This window comes from Jiangella alba (assembly GCF_900106035.1).
GTDB lineage: Bacteria > Actinomycetota > Actinomycetes > Jiangellales > Jiangellaceae > Jiangella > Jiangella alba.
In genome coordinates this window covers 2,828,485-2,848,535 of record NZ_FNUC01000003.1, presented here as the reverse complement: position 1 = coordinate 2,848,535, position 20,051 = coordinate 2,828,485, and the positions used below count along the sequence as shown (strand labels likewise).

Annotated in this window: 18 protein-coding genes; 8 read left to right on the top strand and 10 right to left on the bottom strand. The window is 74.0% G+C overall.

What is annotated here, in order from left to right; genetic code table 11:
* Window positions 1-23 precede the first annotated feature (23 nt).
* The 8 genes from BLV02_RS15525 to BLV02_RS15490 all read right to left on the bottom strand — a co-directional run bounded on the left by BLV02_RS15525 (window position 24) and on the right by BLV02_RS15490 (window position 6,845).
* The gene (locus BLV02_RS15525) at window positions 24-530 is read right to left on the bottom strand and encodes a VOC family protein (protein ID WP_069111789.1); all 507 of its coding nucleotides are present in this window, start codon (window positions 528-530) and stop codon (window positions 24-26) included.
* A gap of 34 nt (window positions 531-564) precedes the next feature.
* On the bottom strand, window positions 565-1,953 hold the full coding sequence (locus BLV02_RS15520) for a transglutaminase domain-containing protein (RefSeq protein ID WP_141711603.1): 1,389 nt from the start codon (window positions 1,951-1,953) through the stop codon (window positions 565-567).
* Between the two features lie 67 nt (window positions 1,954-2,020).
* Entirely contained in the window at window positions 2,021-2,776 is a 756-nt protein-coding gene (locus tag BLV02_RS15515; protein WP_083288695.1) for a creatininase family protein, read from the bottom strand.
* Window positions 2,773-3,447 (bottom strand): GntR family transcriptional regulator, encoded by a 675-nt coding sequence (locus tag BLV02_RS15510; protein WP_069111791.1) that lies wholly within the window; start codon window positions 3,445-3,447, stop codon window positions 2,773-2,775. The genes BLV02_RS15515 and BLV02_RS15510 overlap by 4 nt, the downstream gene beginning before the upstream one ends.
* The gene (locus tag BLV02_RS15505; RefSeq protein WP_083288696.1) at window positions 3,441-4,454 is read right to left on the bottom strand and encodes a Gfo/Idh/MocA family protein; all 1,014 of its coding nucleotides are present in this window, start codon (window positions 4,452-4,454) and stop codon (window positions 3,441-3,443) included. Before BLV02_RS15505 ends, BLV02_RS15510 begins: the two co-directional genes overlap by 7 nt.
* Window positions 4,451-5,203: an amidohydrolase family protein gene (locus tag BLV02_RS15500; RefSeq protein WP_069111793.1), complete on the bottom strand. Its 753-nt coding sequence runs from the start codon at window positions 5,201-5,203 to the stop codon at window positions 4,451-4,453. Before BLV02_RS15500 ends, BLV02_RS15505 begins: the two co-directional genes overlap by 4 nt.
* Window positions 5,200-5,931: an amidohydrolase family protein gene (locus BLV02_RS15495; protein WP_069111794.1), complete on the bottom strand. Its 732-nt coding sequence runs from the start codon at window positions 5,929-5,931 to the stop codon at window positions 5,200-5,202. The genes BLV02_RS15500 and BLV02_RS15495 overlap by 4 nt, the downstream gene beginning before the upstream one ends.
* On the bottom strand, window positions 5,928-6,845 hold the full coding sequence (locus BLV02_RS15490; RefSeq protein WP_069111795.1) for a dihydrodipicolinate synthase family protein: 918 nt from the start codon (window positions 6,843-6,845) through the stop codon (window positions 5,928-5,930). Before BLV02_RS15490 ends, BLV02_RS15495 begins: the two co-directional genes overlap by 4 nt.
* 120 nt (window positions 6,846-6,965) lie before the next feature.
* On the opposite strand from BLV02_RS15490, the gene BLV02_RS15485 reads away from it, so the two are divergent.
* The 6 genes from BLV02_RS15485 to BLV02_RS15460 all read left to right on the top strand — a co-directional run bounded on the left by BLV02_RS15485 (window position 6,966) and on the right by BLV02_RS15460 (window position 14,361).
* Complete coding sequence (locus BLV02_RS15485; protein ID WP_069111796.1) at window positions 6,966-8,159, top strand: helix-turn-helix transcriptional regulator; 1,194 nt, start codon at window positions 6,966-6,968, stop codon at window positions 8,157-8,159.
* Window positions 8,159-9,049: an amidohydrolase family protein gene (locus BLV02_RS15480; protein WP_069111797.1), complete on the top strand. Its 891-nt coding sequence runs from the start codon at window positions 8,159-8,161 to the stop codon at window positions 9,047-9,049. Before BLV02_RS15485 ends, BLV02_RS15480 begins: the two co-directional genes overlap by 1 nt.
* Before the next feature lie 238 nt (window positions 9,050-9,287).
* Window positions 9,288-11,669, top strand: coding sequence for an Ig-like domain repeat protein (locus tag BLV02_RS15475; protein WP_083288698.1), 2,382 nt, complete (start codon window positions 9,288-9,290; stop codon window positions 11,667-11,669).
* A 1-nt stretch (window position 11,670) separates the two neighbouring features.
* On the top strand, window positions 11,671-12,990 hold the full coding sequence (locus tag BLV02_RS15470; protein WP_069111799.1) for a hypothetical protein: 1,320 nt from the start codon (window positions 11,671-11,673) through the stop codon (window positions 12,988-12,990).
* 67 nt (window positions 12,991-13,057) lie between these two features.
* Entirely contained in the window at window positions 13,058-13,588 is a 531-nt protein-coding gene (locus BLV02_RS15465; protein ID WP_069111800.1) for an RNA polymerase sigma factor, read from the top strand.
* Complete coding sequence (locus BLV02_RS15460; protein ID WP_069111801.1) at window positions 13,585-14,361, top strand: hypothetical protein; 777 nt, start codon at window positions 13,585-13,587, stop codon at window positions 14,359-14,361. The genes BLV02_RS15465 and BLV02_RS15460 overlap by 4 nt, the downstream gene beginning before the upstream one ends.
* Here BLV02_RS15460 and BLV02_RS15455 read toward each other — a convergent pair.
* Window positions 14,345-15,571, bottom strand: a complete 1,227-nt coding sequence (locus tag BLV02_RS15455) for a DegT/DnrJ/EryC1/StrS family aminotransferase (protein WP_069111802.1) — start codon at window positions 15,569-15,571, stop codon at window positions 14,345-14,347. The two genes, BLV02_RS15460 and BLV02_RS15455, sit on opposite strands and share 17 nt — an antisense overlap.
* Entirely contained in the window at window positions 15,568-17,232 is a 1,665-nt protein-coding gene (locus BLV02_RS15450) for a polysaccharide deacetylase family protein (RefSeq protein ID WP_069111803.1), read from the bottom strand. The genes BLV02_RS15455 and BLV02_RS15450 overlap by 4 nt, the downstream gene beginning before the upstream one ends.
* Window positions 17,233-17,362: 130 nt before the next feature.
* Here BLV02_RS15450 and BLV02_RS15445 point away from each other — a divergent pair, with 130 nt between their 5' ends.
* Window positions 17,363-19,375 carry a hypothetical protein gene (locus BLV02_RS15445; RefSeq protein WP_069111804.1) on the top strand — a complete coding sequence of 671 codons (2,013 nt, stop codon included), beginning with the start codon at window positions 17,363-17,365 and terminating at the stop codon, window positions 19,373-19,375.
* A 331-nt stretch (window positions 19,376-19,706) separates the two neighbouring features.
* Window positions 19,707-20,048 carry an ArsR/SmtB family transcription factor gene (locus BLV02_RS15440; RefSeq protein WP_069111805.1) on the top strand — a complete coding sequence of 114 codons (342 nt, stop codon included), beginning with the start codon at window positions 19,707-19,709 and terminating at the stop codon, window positions 20,046-20,048.
* Window positions 20,049-20,051 lie beyond the last annotated feature (3 nt).

Here is a 20,051-nt window from a genome sequence, read left to right as displayed (position 1 = left end):
GTCCAGTCTGGCAGGCGACGCCGTCACGCCGACGGATGCTCGATGCCGACGGCCCGCAGGAGCTCCGCCTCGGCCGACTCCGGGTCCCACGGCCGGGCCGCGGTCATCACGACGTGGGTGCGCTCGGGCGTCACGACGTGCAGGTCGACCGTGTTCCACGGCGTCGGCGCCGGATCGCCGGTGCTGCCCGGCAGCGCGGCGGCGCAGTCGCGCGCGATGCCGTCGAGCTGGCTGAGGACGCACGAGAAGCTCACCGTCGCCGCCGGCGCGCCGGTCGCCGGCTCGCCGGGCATCAGCAGGACGTCCTGGAACGCCCACCGGCGCAGGTGGGTGACCTGGCCGGGGACGGTGAAGAGGTCGACGAAACCGAGCCCGCGGGTCCAGAAGTCCACCGAGGCGGCCAGGTCGGCCGTCGGTACGGTGAGGAACATCGGCATCCCGTAGATGCCCCGGTAGATCTCCGGCACGACGGCGTCGTCGGCCGGTTCCGGGACCGGGCTGATCTCGAACGCGTTGTAGTAGTCGGTCATGCCTCCGATGCTGGCGCCTGACGTTGCGTGAGGGTCAAGCCGAGGGAGCGTAGAGCTCGAGCTGGGTGAGCCAGAGCCGGTCCGGGAAGTCCGCCGAGCCGCCGCCGGCCGGCTGTGCCAGCCGGACGTGCGTCGCCCGCCGGGTGGGGGCGTCGTGCACCGAGTACGGTGTCTCGGCGCCGTCGGTGACGTCGATCCAGGGCTCCCAGGCGCCGTCGTCGCCGTCGCGGGTCTCCAGCCGGTAGACCGCGCTGCTGTGGTAGCGCAGCCGGTACTCCGGCCAGTGCAGGACGGCGCGCCCGAGCAGCCGCGGCCCGGCCAGCGCGACCTCGACGGTGTGCGGCTCAGCGGCGTCGGCCGAGGCCCAGCCGGTGCGCCGGTTGCCGTCGGTGAGCACCGGCGTGACCTCGGTGTACGGCTGCGCGACGACGACCGGGCCCATGAGGTGCGGCTGCAGCCGGTTGTCCGAGCCGCGGTGCCACAGGATCGGGGTGGCGGTGCCGTCGACGGGGTGCGCCATGGTGACCGGGCCGTCGGTGTCGCTGAGGAAGTCGTTGCGCATCAGCACGGTGATGTGCGCGTAGTAGGCCGGCAGCTTCGTCGCGAAGAACTCGTCCTCGTCGGGCAGCCGCTCGCCGTAGGCGTTGAAGGACAGCGAGTGCGGGCCGCGCCGGGGCTCGATCTTGGCCAGCTCGTCGTCGGCAAAGGCCTGGTGGATCTCCCACGCCGACAGCGCCTGGCCGTCGCGCTCGTAGTGGACGTCGAAGTCGGTGTCCATCATGACCCAGCCGCCCTGCTCGGACGAGAAGATCTCGGCCACGACGTGCTCGTCGACCGGCGGGTCGGCGACCGCCTCGTCGCCGATGCGGTAACTGTCGGAGATGCCGCGGTGCAGGTTGATCATCCGGGCCGGGATGCCCAGCGCGAGGCAGCTCTGCACCAGCGCCACCGAGTAGTGCACGCAGATGAAGTGCTCGACGCCGCGGGAGCCGCGGTCGAGGATGAGCAGCGCGTTCCACTCCGGCATGCGGTACGGGATGTGGTGCGGGAACAGCGACTTGATCCAGTCGCGCAGCCGCACCGCCTTCTCGACGTCGGTGCCGTCGCCGGCCACGTCGGCCAGCGGGAAGCGGCGGCGCAGCTCGGCCAGCACCGGGTGGTCCGGGTCCTCGGACGCGAACGGGACGGCGCCGGCCGGGGCGGGCGCGGTGACGTCGTAGTAGACGGCGTCGGCGGAGGCCGGATTGGCGGAGCCGAGGTAGCTGTCGACGCGCACCGTGGCGCCGGCCTCGCGGGCGAGGTTCACCCGCGGGTAGGACGGCAGCACGGACAGCTCGTCCTCGCGGTCCATGCGGGTGAGGATCTCGGTGCGCCACTCGGCGAGCCGTTCCTCCAGCGTGCGGTAGTCGGGGTGCTCCTGCACGGCGTCCTCCATCGGGCGGTGTCCGGTCGAGATCGAGGCTACGGAACGGGGTGCGGCCGCGACAGGCTCAGACTTGTCCTGCGAACTCGCGCAGCGCCGCGGCGACGGCGCCGGTGGCGGCGTCGAGGTAGCGGCGGCCGTCGTCGGCGGTGCCGGCCGAGGGGTCGTCGGAGTAGCCGTCGCCCTGGGCCATCGCGTCCGGCCGTTCCACGTGGTAGCGGCCCCAGTAGCCGGCCGGGTTGCGCGCGAACGGGGCGCCCGGCCGGTGCGGCGGGGCGTCGACGAGGTCCGGGCGCAGCGCCAGCACCAGCGACGTCTCGAACGCGCCCGCGTGCCCGGGCAGCCGGCCGCGGTCCTGCGCGCCGGCCGCGACCAGCTCGTCCCACGCCATGACCCAGTACGATCCGGCGCCGACCTGCACCCGCAGCGCCTGCCCGGCCTCCCGGGCGGCGACGACGATCAGCTCGGCGTTGCCGCCGTGCCCGTTGAGCAGGAAGATCCGGCCGAACCCGGCCGCGGCCAGCCCGGCGCAGGCGTCGCGCAGCTGGGCCAGCAGCGTGCCCACCCCGGCGGTCAGCGTCGCGCCGATCGGCACGTGGTGCGGGGAGTACCCGACGGCGACGCCCGGCGCGACGACGACGTCCACCGACCCGGCCAGCCGGTCCGCGGCCGCGGCGGCCAGGTGCTCGGCCACCATGAGGTCGGTGCCCAGCGGCAGGTGCGGCCCGTGCTGCTCGCACGCCCCGACCGGCACGACGGCGACGGCGTCGGGCGCACGGCGCGCGACCGCGGCGCGGGTCAGCTCGGCCAGCAGCGCCGTCATGACGTCCGGGCGTGCAGCGTGTGGTCGCCGGAGCGCAGCACGTGGCTGCGCATCAGCGCCTCGGCGCGGTCCGGGTCGCCGTCGAGGATCGCGTCGCCGACGTCGATGTGCTCGGCGTTGCCGCGCTGCAGCTCGTCCGGGTCCTGCAACGCGCGCTTGCGCACCGCGGCGTCGACGCCGAGCAGCGTGCCGAGGAACTGGACGATGACGCGGTTGCCGGAGAGGTCGCGGATCGCGTCGTGGAAGCTGGCGTTGATCTCGATGATCTCCGGCACCGGCCGCAGGATCGGGTCCTTCATCAGCTCCAGCGGCTCGGTCAGCGCGGTGACGCCGGTCAGGTCGCCGTCGGCCACCCGCACCGCGCACAGCCGCGCGGCCAGCCCTTCCAGCCACCCGCGCACGGTGATGACCTGCTCGAACGAGGTCAGCGCGTTCTCACCGACGACGATGCCGCGGCGCGGCATGGTGCGCACGAACCCCTCGTTCTCGAGCCGGCGCAGCGCCTCCTTCACCGGCGTGGTGCTGATGCCCAGCTCCTGCGCCGTGACCCGCTCGGTGATGCGGTCGCCGGGCTCGAGGTCGCCGTTGATCAGCTTGGTCAGCAGCACCTGGTACACCTGGTCGCGGATCAGCGGCGCCTCGCGGATCACGGGCCGGTCCTCGGTCACCATGTCACCACGGTCCCTTCTCGCAGCGACTCTGTCACGGCCGCGCCGATGCGCAGCGACGCGAGACCGGCCGCCGTCGACGTCTCCGGTTCGGCCCGGGTGCGCACGCACTCGACGAAGTGGGCCAGCTGGCGGTCGAAGCACTCGTCGTTCCACGGCCGCTCGAACCGCACCTCCTCGGTGCGCAGCGTGCCGTCCTCGCGGGTGGTCAGCGTGGCCACCTGTTCGGGCCGGTCGATCAGCGCGACGCCGCGTGGCCCGAGGATGCGGAACTCGCCCTTCGGCGAGGTGGGGAAGAACCAGCCCACCTCCATGCGGGCGACGTCGCCGTTGTCGTAGTCGACCAGGGTGGACGCGAAGTTCTCCCCCCGGAACGACTGCCGCGACCGCAGCCCGGCGGCGCGCACCCGCACCGGGGACGCGCCGGTCAGGTAGGCGACGTAGTCGGCCAGGTGTGCGCCCTCGTGCAGGTACGACGGCCCGTGCTCGAGGAACTCCTGGATGCGCCCGGTGTGCAGGGTGTCGGCGGCGTCGTAGCGCTCGTCGAAGCCGCCCAGCGTGTACACCACCGGTGAGCCGATGAGGCCGTCGTCGAGCCAGCGCCGCGCGGCCCGGACCAGGGGTGAGAACCGGTTCTTGAAGCCGATCTGGACGACGCGCCCGGCCGCCCGCGCGGCGTCGTGCACCCGCTGCGCCGACGCGAGGTCGACGGCCATCGGCTTCTCGCACAGCACGTCCAGCCCGGCGTCGACGGCGGCCAGGGTCAGGTCCGGCGCGACGTGCGGCGGGACGGCGACGACGGCGGCGCGCGCGCCCGCCGCGACGGCCGGGCCGAGGCCGGTCCAGGCGGGGACGCCGTAGGCCGCGGCGGCGGCGTCGCGGTGCTCGGCGACGACGTCGACGACGCCCACCAGCGTGACGGCGGGGGAGCGGTCCAGCGCCGGCAGGTGCCCCGTCGTCGCGATGTCGCCGCAGCCCACCTGCACCACCGGCAGGGAATCTTCGCTCACGTCAGCCCCAGGAGTCGTTCGGCGTTGCGGTGCGCCAGCGCGGCGGCGTCGTCGTCCGGCAGCTCCGCCAGGATGGCACGATGCACGGACAGTCGGTGCCGTGGCAGGTCCGGATCGCCGAAGCCGCTGTCGGTGCCCAGCGTCAGCTTCGCCGCCGGCACCCGCCGGGCGATCTCGCGGAACACCGCCAGCGGCGCCGTCCCGCACATCGTGATGTGCACGTTCGGGTACCGCAGCGCCGCGGCGACGGCGTCCTCCCACAGGTCGAACAGGCCGCCGTGCGCCAGCACCACCGTCAGCTCCGGGAACCGCGCGGCCAGCCGGGCGATCTGCAGCGGCGACGCGTACGGCGGCGTGCCGTCGTGGACGACGAACGGCAGGCCGCGCTCGATCGCCGCGACGGCGACCGGCTCCATGTAGGCCTCCAGCGGCGAGAACCCCTGCATCCACGGGTGCAGCTTGATCGCGTGGAAGCCGCGGTCGGCGCAGCGGCGCAGCTCGTCGGCGGCGTCCGGACGGCGCGGGTCGACGGTGCCCAGCGGCAGCAGCCGCCCGTCCGACCCGGCGCAGGCCCGCGCCACCACATCGTTGCCGGCCACCGCGTCGTAGCCGAGCCCGTCCAGCGTCATGACGGCGGCCCGGGTGATGCCGAGGCGGTCCATCGCGGCCAGCACGTCCGGCTGCCGCCAGGACGACCACTCCGGCGCGGCCGCCGACGGCAGGTGGGTGTGCAGGTCGACGAAGCTCACGCGGCCACCCCCAGCAGCGTCGCGGCGGTGCCGCCGAGCACCGCGGCGCGGTCGGCGTCGCCCAGCCCGGCCTGGCCGACCCGCTCCAGCTCCAGCGCGAGGTCGTTGAACGGCACGTCGCTGCTGAACAGCACCCGGCCGGCGCCCAGCGCGGCGACCAGCCCGGCGATCAGCGACGCGCCGTTGTACGCCGTCTCAGCCACCAGGTTCGGGCCGGTGGTCAGCGCGGGCAGCAGGTCGAGGGAGAAGTCGGTGCGCCCGGACCGGCCCATGACGAACGTGACGCCGGGACGGCGCAGCGCCAGCTCGGCCAGCTGCAAGGGCTCGCTCGCCACCGGCACGCCGGTGACGACGTAGACCGGCCGGCCGTGCTCCTCGGCGACGTCGAGCACCGGCTCCAGCAGCGGCGACAGCAGCCCGAACCCCTGCACCGACGGCGCCAGCTTCAGCCCGCGTGCCCCGGCGGCGAACGCCCGGCGCAGCTCGGCCACGGCGCGGTCGCCGTACCAGGGGTTGACGGTGGCCCAGTGCGCCAGCCGGTCCGGGTGCGCGTCGCACCAGCCCGCCAGCGTGCGGTTGCCGTCCTCGTTGTCGACGGCGAGCCAGCGCCCGACCGGGCCGAGCACGGCCCGGTCGACGCCGCCGTCCAGCGCCCGCAGCAGGTCGTCGACGCCGAGCGTCGGCAGGCTGGGGTGTTCGCCGGCGGCGACGTGGGCGTCCGTCGTCACGCGACGGCCTCCGGGCGGCGGTAGCCGCAGCGGTCCAGGTGCTCGGCCAGCGCGGCGCGGTCCTCCGGGCGCAGCGGCAGCAGCGGCAGCCGCACCGCCGGCCCGCCCCGTCCGAGCAGGTGCATGGCCTCCTTGATGACGGTGATGTGGTAGCCCGGGCGGGCCGCGCGCAGCGCCGCGATCGGGGCGATCCGCTCGCGCAGCAGCGTCGCGTGCCGGTCGGCGTCGCCGGCCAGCGCCGCCGCCCACACGTCCAGTGCGACGTCCGGGTCGAGGTTGACCATGCCGGAGGTCATCGCGACCGCGCCGAGGCGGGCGTAGTCGACGGCCGGCAGCTCGGCCATGCCGTTGATCCAGACGTACCGGTCGCCGAGCCGCTGGACGCAGCGGGCGAACAGCTCCTGGTCGCCGGCCTCGTCCTTCACCGCGACCGCGGCCTCGACCTCGGCCAGGCGCTCGAGGTCGGCGTCGTCGTACACCGCGCCGATGGTGCTGAACACGATCATGCCCAGGCCGGACGCGGCGCCGATCTCGCGGTAGTGGCGGACCATGCCGTCGCGGTCGGGCGTGACGAAGTACAGCGGGTTGACCATGAGCCCGTCGGCGCCGGCGTCGGCCGCGACCCGGGCCAGCCGGGAGGCGATGGCGGTGGCGTGCCCGACGCCGGCCAGCACCGGGACCCGGCCGCCGACGGCGTCGACGCTCTCGCGCACCAGCGCCGCGTACTCGGGCTCGTCCAGCGCGTAGAACTCGCCGACACCGCCGCCGACCACGACCGCCCCGACGCCGCTGCCGGCGAGGAAGGCCACGTGACTGCGCTGGCTGTCGAGGTCGAGGGCGCCGTCGTCGTGCATCGACGTCGGGGCGAAGGCGAGGACGCCGCGCAGCGAGGCGCGCAAGGTCTGCAGATCCACGGTTGGCCTTTCCACGAAGGGACGGCTCTGGTATATCAGACATCAGCGGCTACTGAACAGCCCGTTCCGCGTCGGTCAAGGGGTGGCCGGCAGCGGGCCGAGCCGATCACTGGAGGAGCCATGCGACACCACTCGACCGTCCTCGGCCAGGCGATCACCGTGCCGGACCAGGCCGGTGACGAGGGCCACGTGCTCGTGGTCCTGGCCGATATCGACGACTTCGAGGTGAGCCGCCTGTCCCGCGGCGACGAGTGGGCGGAGGGCATGCTGGCGGCCGCCGCTGCCGCCGTCGAGCGCTGCGCCGCCGGCTACGCGCCGGAACGCCACGGCGCCGTCGTCGCCGTGCCGCCGGACGCCTGGATGGTGACCTTCCACGGCGCCGACCCGACCGAGCTGCGCGCCACCGGGCGGCGGTTCGCCGCGCTCGTGCGCGACCGCGTCCAGGCCGCCTGCGGGGTGGCCGTGACGGTCGGCATCAGCCGGCCGCGCACCGGGTCGGCGCGGGTCGAGGCGGCGACCGCGGAGGCGGTGTCGGCGCTGGACCACAAGCTGGTCAGCGGCGGCGACGCCGTCTACGACCTCGCCGAGGTGCGGGCCGCGCACGCCGGCGGCGCCGGCCCGGTGCCGGTGCCGGACCGCGTCGAGGAGCGGCTGGCCCGCTGCATCCGCCGCGGCGACGCGACCGGCGCGGTGGCGACGCTGCGGTCCTGGATCGAGCGGGTCAGCGCCGTCGACGGCGTCACGCCCGACGTGCTGCGCGAGTGGCTGGCCGCCGAGGTGCTGTACGCGCTGGAGGTGGCCGGGCAGCGGCGGCTGTCCGACGGCTCGACGGACTGGATCGCGGCCTGTTCGCGGCTGCCGCTGAACGAGGTGGTCGAGATGTACGACATCCACGACCGCTCCTACCTGGTGCTGTGGCTGGAGCAGCTGCTGCCGCGGATCGTCGCGTCGCACACGGCGCCGTCGCCGGCCCGGCACGTCCTGGCCGTCGTCGAGCGGTACATCCAGGACCACTACGCCGACGACCTGCGGCTGGTCACCGTCAGCGAGGCGGTGTTCGTCAGCCCGTACTACATCAGCCACCTGTTCCAGCGCGAGCTCGGCACCACGTTCCTCAAGTACCTGACGGCGGTGCGCATGCGGCACGGGCGGCGGCTGCTGGCCGAGACCGACCTGCCGGTCGAGCTGGTGGCCGAGCAGGTCGGCTACCAGGCGCCGAAGCGGTTCCGCGAGCTGTTCAAGCGGACCTTCCACGTGACGCCGAGCGAGTACCGCCGCCAGGTCACGACGCCGGTGCTGCGGGCGGTCGGCTGATGGGCATCGTCGACGTCCACACGCACGTGATGTGGTACCCGGACCACATCAGCGACCGCACCGCCGGCGAGGCGCTGGCCGCGAAGCTGGTCAAGCTCGAGCGCAGCGGCGGCCTCACCAACGCCGCCCACCTCGACCTGCACTGCTACGACTCCACGCCGGACGAGCACTGGGCGGCGGCGCAGCAGGCCGAGCGGGTCGTCGTGTTCGGGATGGCGGCCAAGCCGACCGGGTTCGACGTGCCCAACGACGTCATCGCGGACTACGTCCGGGAGCACCCGGACCACCTCGAGGGCTGGGCGTCGGTGAACCCGGGCGAGCCCGGCGCCGTCGACGAACTGGTCCGCTGCGTCGAGGACCTCGGCCTGCGCGGCCTCAAGGTCGGCCCGACGTACCAGCACTGGGACCCGCGCGACACCTCGCTGTGGGGTGTCTTCGAGTACTGCGCCCGCAACGACCTGCCCGTCATCGTCCACCAGGGCACCACGTTCCCGACGACGGCGCGGCTGGAGTTCGCGCAGCCGCTGCTGCTGGAACGGCTGGTCATGCGGTTCCCGTCGCTGCGGGTGATCATCGCGCACCTCGGCCACCCCTGGGAGGAGGACGTCGTCGCGCTGATGCGCAAGGCGCCCAACGTCTACGCCGACATCTCCGCCCTGCACTACCGGCCGTACCGGTTCTGGCACGCGATGACGACGGCGTTCGAGTACGGCGTGACGGGCAAGCTGCTGTTCGCGTCGGACTTCCCGAGCGCGACGGTGTCGCAGACGCTGGAAGGCCTGGGCCGCGTCAACGACGTCGTCGCCGGGACGCCGCTGCCGACGCTGCCGGTGGACGTGCAGGACCAGATCGTGCACGAGAACTGGCGCCGATTCTTCGGCACTCCCTGACCCGGCCGGTGTAGCGGGGGCGGTGCGACCCCTTTGCAATGAGCACCCATACGCACCGGTGCCTATTGGTGCTCATTGCAAAGGCGGGCCCACCACTCGGGGACGCCGGCCGGGCGACGGGGCAAGTCTCCGCCCGCCGGGACAACTATCCGGCTGTCGCCGCCGTGCGGCGCGGGCCTAGGTTTCGCGGGAACGTCCTGGCTTCACCCGAATCGTCCCCCGGCCGTCAGGAGCACTCATGCCCGTCCTGCGCGCACGATTCCGCCGACGTCGATCCCTCGCCACGCTGGCCGTGGCCGCCGCGACCGCGCTGCTGGCGCCCGCTGCGGCCGCGCCGGCCACCCCGGCCGCGCCGGCCACACCGGCCGCGCCCGCGGCCGAGCCCGGCGTGGTCGAGAACCTCGGCATCCCCATCTCCACCTATCTCGTCCTCGACACCGTCATGGCCGACGACGCCAACGGCGACCCCACCCTCTACGGCAGCACGTACAACGCGCCCAGCGACGGCGTGACGTTCTTCGGCGTCGACCCCGAGACCGGCGCCGTCCGCACCGAGCTGCCGATGCCCGGCGCGTGGGGCGGCTACCACGTCGCCGCCGGGCCGGACGGGCACGTCTACCTCGGCCCGCTGAACTCGTCCAGCGCGTCGCAGATCTGGGAGTACGACCCGGTCACCGACACGATCGACCTGGTGGCGACGATGCCGACCGGCATCATGTGCTTCGGCATCACGGTGTCGCCGTACACAGGCAAGGTCTACTGCGGCGTGCACTCCGGCGCCGGCGTCTACGAGTACGACCCGGTCACCGGCGCCGTCCGGCTCGTCGTCAGCACCCGCACCTACCCCAAGGGCCTGACGGTGCTCGACGCGAACCGGCTGGTCGTCGCGCAGGGTACGGACGCGAGTGTGCTGGTCGTCGACATCGCGACCGGCGCCGCCACCGAGGTGCTGCCGTCGCAGTACCAGCACTACTCGTTCGCCTACAACTCGCTGCGCATCGGCGACTGGGTGTACGTCCAGCTGGTGACACCGGACGCGCGGATCATCCGGTTCGACGCGGCGACGATGACGTTCGACGCGGAGGTGCCGGGCATCACCGGCATGGGCTTCGCCCCGCAGGGCGGCGCCGACCCGGACGACTTCTACGCGACCGGCCCCGGCGGCATCGTCGCCGTCGACGGTGACACGCTCGCCACCACCCCCACCGGCACCGCGCCGACGTTCGTGTCGGCCGCACAGATGCAGCCGGTGACGATCGGCGGGCAGCAGTGGTTCGCCAGCGTCGGCAGCAACGGCCTGCTCGGCCGCTGGAACCCGTCGACGGGGGAGGTGTGGACGCACCAGCTCGCGCTGCCGGGCAACCCGACGAACATCACCGCGCTGGTCCAGGGCCCCGACGGTGACGTGTACGGCGGCACGTACGAGACGAACGCGCTGTTCGGCTACGACCCGGACACCGGCGAGACCACCGTGTACGGCAACGTGGCGCAGGGCCGCACTGGCGAGATCCTGTCGATGGTGACGACCGGCGGCAAGATCTTCATCGGCTCGTACATCAACAACGTCGTCACCGTCTTCGACCCGAGCCAGCCGTGGAACCCCGGCACGTCGGCCACGTCGAACCCGCGCGACCTCGGCCCGGTCGGTGACAACCAGTACCGGCCGTGGGACATGGAGGTCGGGCCGGACGGCCGCGTCTGGGTCGCGTCGTCGGGGGCGTACGGAGCGCTGCGCGGCGCCCTGACCGCGATCGACCCGGTGACCTACGAGGTCGAGTCGTTCCGCGGCCTCGCCGGTGACCAGCACTTCTTCGCCGTCGCGGCCGGCGCCGACGTCCTCTACGCCGGCACCACCCGTTACGGCGACGACACCGACGCCGGCGGCGACGCCCAGCTGCTCACCGTCGACCCGGACGACGGGACGGTGCTCGCGTCGGTCGTGCCGGTGCCGGGCGCGACCCGCATCCTCACGCTGGAGACCGCCGCCGACGACACGCTGTACGGGTCGGCGGACGGCACCTGGTTCCGGATGGACCCGGCCACCGGCGTCGTCACCGTCCTCGGGGCGTTCCCGGGCGGCACGCTGCTCGGGCTGATCGACGGTCCCGGCGGCGACCTGTACGGGCACACCGGCAGCGCGATCGTGCGCATCCCGGCCGGCACCGACACCGTCGAGACGGTGGCGACGCCGGGCAGCGGCTACTACCGGACGGTCGCCTTCGACGACACCGACCGGGTGTACTGGGGCGGTGGCGCGGCGTTGCTGCGGACGCTGCCCGACATCACGCCGGCGCCGTCGTCCACGACCGCGTCGACGGGGCTGCGTCCCGCGTCGCCCGGCGGCCCGGCCGTGGTGAGCGTCGAGGTCGGCAGCCCGCCCGGCGAGCCGACCGGCACCGTCACCCTGCACCGGGTGCGTTCCGACGGGTCGCCGGGCGCGGCCGTCGCGTCGGGGGAGCTGTGCGACGGCGCCGCCACCGTCACCGTCAGGGCGTCCGACGTGGGCGGGCCGGGCCGGTACACGCTGGTCGCGGTGTACGGCGGCGACCTCGCGCACGAGCCGAGCACCTCGGCGCCGGTGCGGGTCATCGTCGGGCCGATCCGGCCGGGCGGTGAGTGACATGAGGAGGCTGCTGTCCGCGGCGCTCGCCGCCCTCGCCGTCGTCGCCACCGCGCTGGCCGGGCCGATCGCGCCCGCCGCCGCGTCGTCCACGACCCAGTCGACGATCTCGTCCACCATCGGCGCCACCAACGTGACCCCGATGCACAGCCCGCAGCTGCCGAAGATCGTCCGCGACTCCAACGGCTGGTACTACACGACGACGCTGGACGGCTCGGGCACGTCGTACCCGTGGATCGCGCGGATCTGGAAGTCGCCCGACGGCGTCAACTGGACCGTCGCGGTGACGCTCAACCAGTGGGTCTACCAGCCGCCGTCGCTGCTGCTGGACTCCGGCAACCGGCTCTGGCTGACCGTCCCGTGCTACACCGGCGGCCAGTGCTACCCGGGCGTCGCGGCGGCCGGCGGCGCGTCGATGGAGCGCGTCTACCTGACCCGGCTGCAGTTCTCGACCCGGCTCGGCGACGGCTCGTTCGACTTCGGCACGTGGAGCGACCAGTCGGTGCGCACGGCCGGCGCGGAGCGCTACTACGGCGGCATGGCCATCGACAACGACCGCCGCTACATCTACCACGCCTACAGCAAGGCCGACTGGAGCCTGAACGTCAGCCGGTTCGACACCTGGACGAACACCGAGACGACGTCGCTGGTGGCCAACCCCGGCGTGAACGAGGCGTACCTGTACCCACGGGTCCGGCCGGGCACGTCCAGCGGCGAGGTGTGGCTGCTGTTCAACCAGACCGTCCTCAACACCGGCAGCAGCGCCACCATCCACGGCGTGCAGCTGTGGCGCTCGACCGACGGCGGCGCGTCGTTCCCGTCCGGGCAGCGCTACATGGTCTCGTCCAGCCCGTCGCCGGACGGGGTCGGCAACTGGACCGACGCCGTCGACCTCGTCGTCGACTCGTCGAACCAGCCGCACGTCCTCTTCTACAAGATCAGCTCCGGGGTGTCGCACCTCTACTACTGGAAGGGCAACGCCGGATCGGTGACGCTGCCCGGCAGCCCGCACGACCTCGGCACCTACGAGAACCACGCCCAGCTGGCCGTCGCCGCGAGCGGTGAGCGGTTCGTGCTCGGCACCCCGGCGGCGGGCTCGTCGTCGCTGCACGTGCTGCGCTCGACCACCGGGACCAGCTGGACGACGGAGACGTTCCCGGTCAGCGGGGCGGCACAGGTGTACTCGCCGAACCTGGAACGCAAGGAGACCGGCTCGTGGGTCCCGGACGCCGGCACCGGCATCCGGATGCTGCTGTCGACCCGCCCGACCGGATCGTCGGCCTTCTCCCGGCTCGACTTCCTCACCTACACGCCGACGTAGGCCGGTCGTCGCACCCGTCCGCCATGCCCGCCGACACACTGGGGGGCATGGCGGACAGGTGTCTGGTGTGACGACCTTCTCGACCACCGCGCCCGCGGCCGCCTTCACGGCGCTCTACGACGCCGCCTACGCCGACCTGGTCCGGTTCGCGCAGCGCAGGGTCGACCCCACCCACGCCGAGGACGTGGTCGCCGAGACGTTCCTCGTCGCCTGGCGCCGGCTGGACGACCTGCCGGCCGGCCTCGGCGACGCCCGGGCCTGGCTGTTCGGCATCGCCCGCGGCGTCATCCTCAACACCCACCGCAGTGCCCGGCGGCAGCGCGCGCTCGCCGTCCGGCTGGCCGACCCGCCCGCCGTCACCGGCGCGGCCGACGACCTGCTCGCGCAGCAGATCGACCTGGCCCGGGCCTGGAAGCGACTGCCCGGCTCGCACCAGGAGGCGCTCGCCCTCGCCGTCCTCGACGGCCTCAGCGCGCCGCAGGCGGCCGCCGTCCTCGGCATCACCCCGGTCGCGTTCCGGCTGCGGCTCAGCCGGGCCCGCCGGGCGCTGCGCCGCGCCCTCGACCACCCGCCCCGCTTCGAGAGGACCCAGCCATGACCAGCACCGACACCGTCCTGCGTTCGCTCGACCCGGCGTCGCGCGACGTCGACCCGCACGGCCCGCGGGCGCGCGCGGACCTGGCCCGGATCCTGGCCGCGCCCCCGGCGGCGCCGGTGCGGCCGCGGCGCCGCCGGGCCGGCCGGCTCGTGCTGGCGACGACGGCGGCCGCCGGGGTCGCGGTCGGCGCGAGCATCGTCGTGCCGTCGCTGACCGGCGGCGACACGGCGTTCGCCACCTGGACCGCGGCCCCGTCCGCCGTCTCGGCCGCGGCGAGCGCGGAGATCGCCGACGCCTGCCGCGACGCCCAGCGCGACGGCGCCGGGCGGTCGTTCGAGGCCGAGCTGGCGTCCGCCACGGCGGCCGTCGCCGAGCGCCGCGGCGCCTGGACGCTCGCGCTGCTGGCCGGTGACGACGGCTTCTCCGCGCTGTGCATCACCGACGAGTCGACGCCGTTGTTCCGCTCCTCGATCGGCTACGTCGGCCGGCCGGAGGAGCACGTGGCGCCGGGCCCCCGCGAGTTGTCCGCCTCGGCGCTCGGCTCCGGCACCGTCGACGGCGCCGACCTGTCGATGGCGGCCGGCGCCGCGGGCTCCGACGTCGCCGCGGTGACCTACCACAGCGCCGAGCACGGCGACGTCGCCGCCACCGTCGCGGCCGGGCACTTCGCGTTCTGGCTGCCCGGCGGCGAGCTGACCGACACCTCGGCCGGCGTCCCGGTCACCGTCACCCACACGGACGGGACGACGGCGGTGGTCACCCTCCGGCTGTGACCTTGACCAGTGCGGTCGCGATGTCGTCGACGTCGGCGTCGGTGTAGTTCTCGTTCCACGGCAGCACCACGAGGGTGTCGTCGATCAGCCGCTCGGCGACCGGGCAGAGCCCCCGCCGGTAGGTCCAGTCGCGCCGGGCCGGCGGGCTGGTCAGCGGGAACCCGGACGTCCCGTACGTGCGCCGCTCGGCCAGCGCCGGGTACAGGTAGACCGGCGATTGCAGCCAGCCCGCGTGCGCCGGCACGCCCTCCGCCGTCAAGGCTTCCGCCCAGCGCCGGTTGCCGCCGTCGACCACGAGCGGCAGCACCCACCAGGCGTGCAGGTCGGCGCGCTCGGGCAGGTGCACGCCGGGCAGGTCGCCGGCGGCGGCCAGCAGCCGGGCCGCCAGCCGGCGCCGCCGCCGCACCACGTCGGGCAACCGGCGCAGCTGGACGGCGGCGACCGCGGCGGTGAGGTTGGTCATCCGGTAGTTCAGCGCGAGGAACTGGTGGAACCGGCCCTGGTCGCGCGGCCACGCCTTGTCGGCGAACAGCCGCATCCGCTCGGCCAGCGCGGCGTCGCCGGTGAGGCACAGCCCGCCGTCGCCGGCGGTCACGTGCTTGTACTGCTGCAGGCTGAAGCAGCCGGCGGCGCCGTACGTCCCGACCGGCGGCGCGCCCGGGGCGGGCCGGGCGAGGTAGGCCTGCGCGCAGTCCTCGATCAGCGCGACGCCGGCGCGGTCGGCCAGGGCGCGCAGCTCGACGACCGGCGCGGCCGCCCCGAACAGGTGCACGACGAGGATGGCGCGGGTCCGCGGCGACAGACAGGCCTCGACCGACGCAGGGTCGAGGTTGCCGGTCAGCGGGTCGACGTCGGCGAAGACGGGCACGGCGTTCTGGGCGAGGATCGCGGCGATGGTGCCGAAGTCGGTCAGGGGAGTGGTGACGATCTCGTCGCCCGGCTCCGGATCGATGCCCGCGACGGCCAGGTGCAGCGCCGCCGTCCCGGACGAGCTGGCGACGGCGTGCGGGACGCCGTGCAGCCCGGCCATCGTCGCCTCGAGGTCACCCAGCCACGGCCCGCCGGCCGACGAGTTCAGGACCGCGCCGTCGAGCACCTCGAGCACGGCGGCGCGCTCCTCGGCGCCGAACGTCCGGCCGGCGGGGTCGAGGACGGTGGGGAACGGGCGCGTGCGCACCGGGGCGCCGCCGTCGACGGCGAGCCGGCTCATGCGCTGACCAGCCGGAGGCTGCGGCCGTCGAGCAGCACCTGGGTGAAGGTGCGGCCGTAGCGTTCGACCCGTCCGTAGGGTTGGTCGCCGGCCGGCACGAGGTGCGGCGGCAGCAGCAGCGCGACGCCGTCCCGGTCGCCGTCCACCGTGACGGTGACGGCGTCGTCCTGAGTGCTCGTGCGGACGGTCAGCGCGCGCCGCCGCTCCGACCAGTCGGCCAGCGCGACGCTGGTGTGGAACGCGACCCCGGCGGCGCGCAGGCGCTCGACCGCCGCGGCGAAGGACGCGCGGACGCCCTCGTGGTGCTGCAGGTGCTGGCCGTGGAACAGCAGGTGCACCACGCCGTGCCGGCGCAGCGCCTCGGCCACGAACCCGTCGCGGACCTCGTCCGTGCAGGTGAGCCAGAGGTCCTGGGTCTGCAACGGCAGGTCGAACACGTCGGCGGGCCGGTTGCCGTGCGCCGCGCTCAGGATCGGGTGGTGCGGGTGGCAGGTGCCGAACGGGAAGCCGATGGCGCCCTGGACGCTCGGGCCGTGCGACTGGTCGACCCGCAGCCCCAGCCGCTCGCACCAGAGCCAGAACTCGTCCCACCCCTCCCAGCGGGTGAAGTGGTTCTTGTTCGTGACGATCGCCGCGCCGCGCACCTGGTACGTCGCCCAGGCCAGCTGGTCGCGCAGCCGCTCGAAGCCCCACGTGCAGTCCGGGGTGTCGAGCATCGCGTTGTAGTGCAGCCCCGGCTCGTGCCCGGCCGCCACCACGTCGTCGTACACGGCCTGCGAGTAGCCGCCCGGGTACAGGAAGCACCAGGTCACCGGCACGTCCGCGGCGGCGAACGCGTCCAGCGCGGCGCGGGCGGACGGGTCGTCGTTCATGTCGGAGTCGTGGCTGACGTGGGCCGCGGCGGGCGCGCCGTCCGGCCACGGCGCCACCACGGCGACGGTGGCGCCGGTGTCGAGCAGCAGGCCGAGCAGGACCTCGCGCCAGCGGTCGGCCTGCGCGGCGCCGAAGTACGGCAGGCTGCGCGTGGGCGGGTGGACGTGCTCGTAGGGGGCGTCGGCGTCGGGGACGGCGCGGTCCTCGGTCCACGAGAGCGCGATGCCGTCGTCGGTCTTCAGCCAGCCGTCGTCGACCGGCGCGGAGCCGTCGTCCGGGGGAGTGCCGTCGCGTTCGACCGGGTGGCCCTGGGTGATCCGCACCAGCGTGTGCCACAGGTCCGGCCCGGCGACGGCGATGCTGCCGCGTCCGTGCGGCGCCGTGACGACCGCCGGACGGCCGTCGGCCCAGCGGGCGGCCACCTCGCCGGTCTCGCCGAGGGCCCAGCCGCCGAATGCGCGCAGCCGGTCGTCCCCGAGCACGACGACCGCCTCGTCCGGGGCGGGCGTCGCCGCGATGCCCGTCCAGCCCGGGTCGTGGCCGCAGACCACCAGCCCGCCGCCGTCCGCCGCCCACGCCAGCAGCGCGGCCGCGGTCCGGTCGTCGGGGCGGTCGACGACGAGGACCGGCGCGTCCCCGGCGGGCAGCGGGCCGTCGGCGACGTCGTGGACGCCGGCCGGGACGCCCAGGATGGCCAGCGCCTCGACGGCGGCCGGCTCCGACCACACGTCGCGGCCGTCGCGCCGGGCCGCCTCGGCCGCCTTCCGGTCGGTGATGATGCGGATCATTGCGGCCACGATAGGCACCGCCGCCGTCCGGCACAGGACGGATTCTTGCGCTCCGGAGTGCGCAACCACGCGCCTGGGCGGGGCGCTCCGGTACGCCTAGCGTGCGGGCCACCTAGCAGAGGAGACCCGGATGCTCAGATGGATCACCGCTGTGCTCGCCGCCGTCCTCGTGACGACGGCGACCGCGGGCGCGGCGGCGCCCGCCGCTCCCGCCACGACCGGCGCCGTCGAGGACCTCGGCGTGCCGATCTCGAACTTCCTCATCCTTGACAGCGTCGTCGGCGCCGACCGCGACGGCCGTCCCACCCTGTACGGCAGCACCTACGCGGCCAGTTCGCCCGGCGTCACGTTCTTCGCCATCGACGTCGAGACCGGCGAGCTGGTCAAGGAGCTGCCGATGCCCGACTCGTGGGGCGGTTACCACACGGCGCTCGGCTCGGACGGGCGCGTGTACCTCTCCACCCAGCACGGCGACGGGCTGGCGCACCTGTGGCGCTACGACCCGGCGACCGAACAGCTGGGGATCGTCGCCACCACCGACGAGACCGACATCGGGCACACGTTCTTCTTCGGGGTCGGCGCCGGCCGCGGCGGCAAGACGTACCTCGGCACCTACCCGTCGGGGAAGCTGTTCTCGTACGACCAGGAGACGTCGGCGCTGACCGACCTCGGCACGGTCCAGGCCGACCGGCTGTACGCGAAGGCGATCGTGCCGCTGGACGGCCGCCGGGTGTTCGTCGGCGGCGGCACCCCCGCGTCCGCCAACATCGTCGACACCCGCACCGGCGTCGCGACGTCGATCCTGCCGCCCGAGTACGCGGACTACTCGTTCGCCTACAACGCCGCCGTCGTCGGCAACACGCTGCTGGTGCAGCTGGTGGTGCCGGACCAGCGGGTGCTGCGGTTCGACCTGCGCGGCACCCGGACGGTGTTCGCCGGCGAGGTGCCGGGGCTGAGCGGCACCGGCATCGTGCCGCTGGACGCGAACCGCGCCTACGCCGTCGGGTCCTGCCCGGGGTCGGCCTACGGCATCGTCCGCTACGACTTCCGCACCGACGACTGCGAGTGGCTGACCGACGCGTCGTGGGTGTCCGGTCAAGTGTCGCGGGCGGTCGTCGACGGGTCGGAGTGGCTGGTCGGCGTCGGGTCGAAGGGCCTGTTCGGGCGGTACGACCCGGAGACTGGCGAGGTCGTGACGTCCCAGCTGGAGTTCGCCGGTTCCGGCAGCAACGTGACGGCGCTGCGGACCGGGCCGGACGGCGCGATCTACGGCGGCACGTACGAGACCAATGCGCTGTTCCGGATCGACCCCGACTCCGGTGCGACGACCGTGCTCGGCGGGGTCGCCGCCGGGCGCAGCGGGGAGATCCTGTCGCTGGCGTCGACCGACGACGAGCTGTACATGGGCTCGTACACGCACAATGTCGTGACGGTGTACGACCCCGCGCGGCCGTGGGCGCCCGGCGTCGACCCGTCCGCGTCGAACCCGCTCGACCTCGGCCCCGTCGGCGAGGAGCAGTACCGGCCGTGGGACATGGTGCAGGGCTCGTCCGGCGACGTGTTCCTCGCGTCCGGGGCGGCGTACGGCCAGCTGGGCGGGGCGCTGTCGCGGATCGACGCGGACACGCACGAGGTGTCGTCCTGGCGGCATCTGGCGGGCGACCAGAACCTGTTCGCGCTGGCCGCGGGCGACGGCGAGGTCTACGTCGGCACCACCACCCACGGTGACGGCGTCACGGCCTCCGGCGACGCCCAGCTGCTCGTGTTCGACGAGGCGTCGTCCACCGTCACGCACGCGGTGGTGCCGGTGCCCGGCTCGAGGTGGATCGCCTCGCTGGCGGTGGCCGGCAACGGCCAGGTCTACGGTTCGACGCTCGAGGGCCAGTGGTTCCGCTACGACCCGGCGTCGCGTGCGGTGACCCTGCTCGGCGATTTCCCGCTCGGCTCGGCGAACGCCCTGGCCACCGGCCCCGACGGTCTGGTCTACGGTACCGGTGGCGCGCTGTTCCGCATCGACCCCGCCACCGACGCCGTCACGACGCTCGCCGACGTGGGCGGCGGCTACTACCGCACCATCGCCTTCGACGACGAGGGGCGGGTGTACTGGGGGAGCGGCACCAAGGTCATGCGCTGGACGCCCTAGCGTGACCTGAGTCCTAGTGATCTTGGGGGTGTGTCGCTGCCGGTAGACGTGGACGGAGGGCGTCGAGGATCAGTTGTGCGAGCAAATGATCTTGGCGCCCTCCTGAGCGCACTCTCTGTCCATGTCGAGGAACGTGTCTCCAGACGCTGGGGTGGTCGCGTGATCACCGGCCCGGGCGCTCACAGGATCCGCCCCGACCGCAAAGACGACCTGCCCGGCGTCTACGCGTTCTCGTGGTTGGCGGTTTGGTGGCGCTATGGCCCCACCAAACCGCCAACCACCCGCGGCCGGCGCGCCTTGACGCATGCCGATATGGGCATATGATGGCGGCGTGGCACGAGCAGCGACGACCTCGGACGTCTTCAACGCGATCGCCGAGCCGCAGCGCCGGGACATCCTCGTGCTGCTGCGGGCGGGCGAGCGGCCGGTGACCGAGCTGGCCCGGGAGCTGGGGCTGACCCAGCCGGGGGCTTCCAAGCACCTGCGGGTGCTCCGGGAGGTCGGGCTGGTGCGCGACCGCAAGGCGGGCAAGCAGCGCCTGTACGGCCTCGACGCTCGCGGGCTGCGGCCGGTGCACGAGTGGGCCGGCGGGTTCGAGCGGTTCTGGAACGAGAGCTTCGACCGGCTGGACGCCTACGTGCAGGACCTGAAGCAGGCCAGCGAGAAGGAGTGAGCG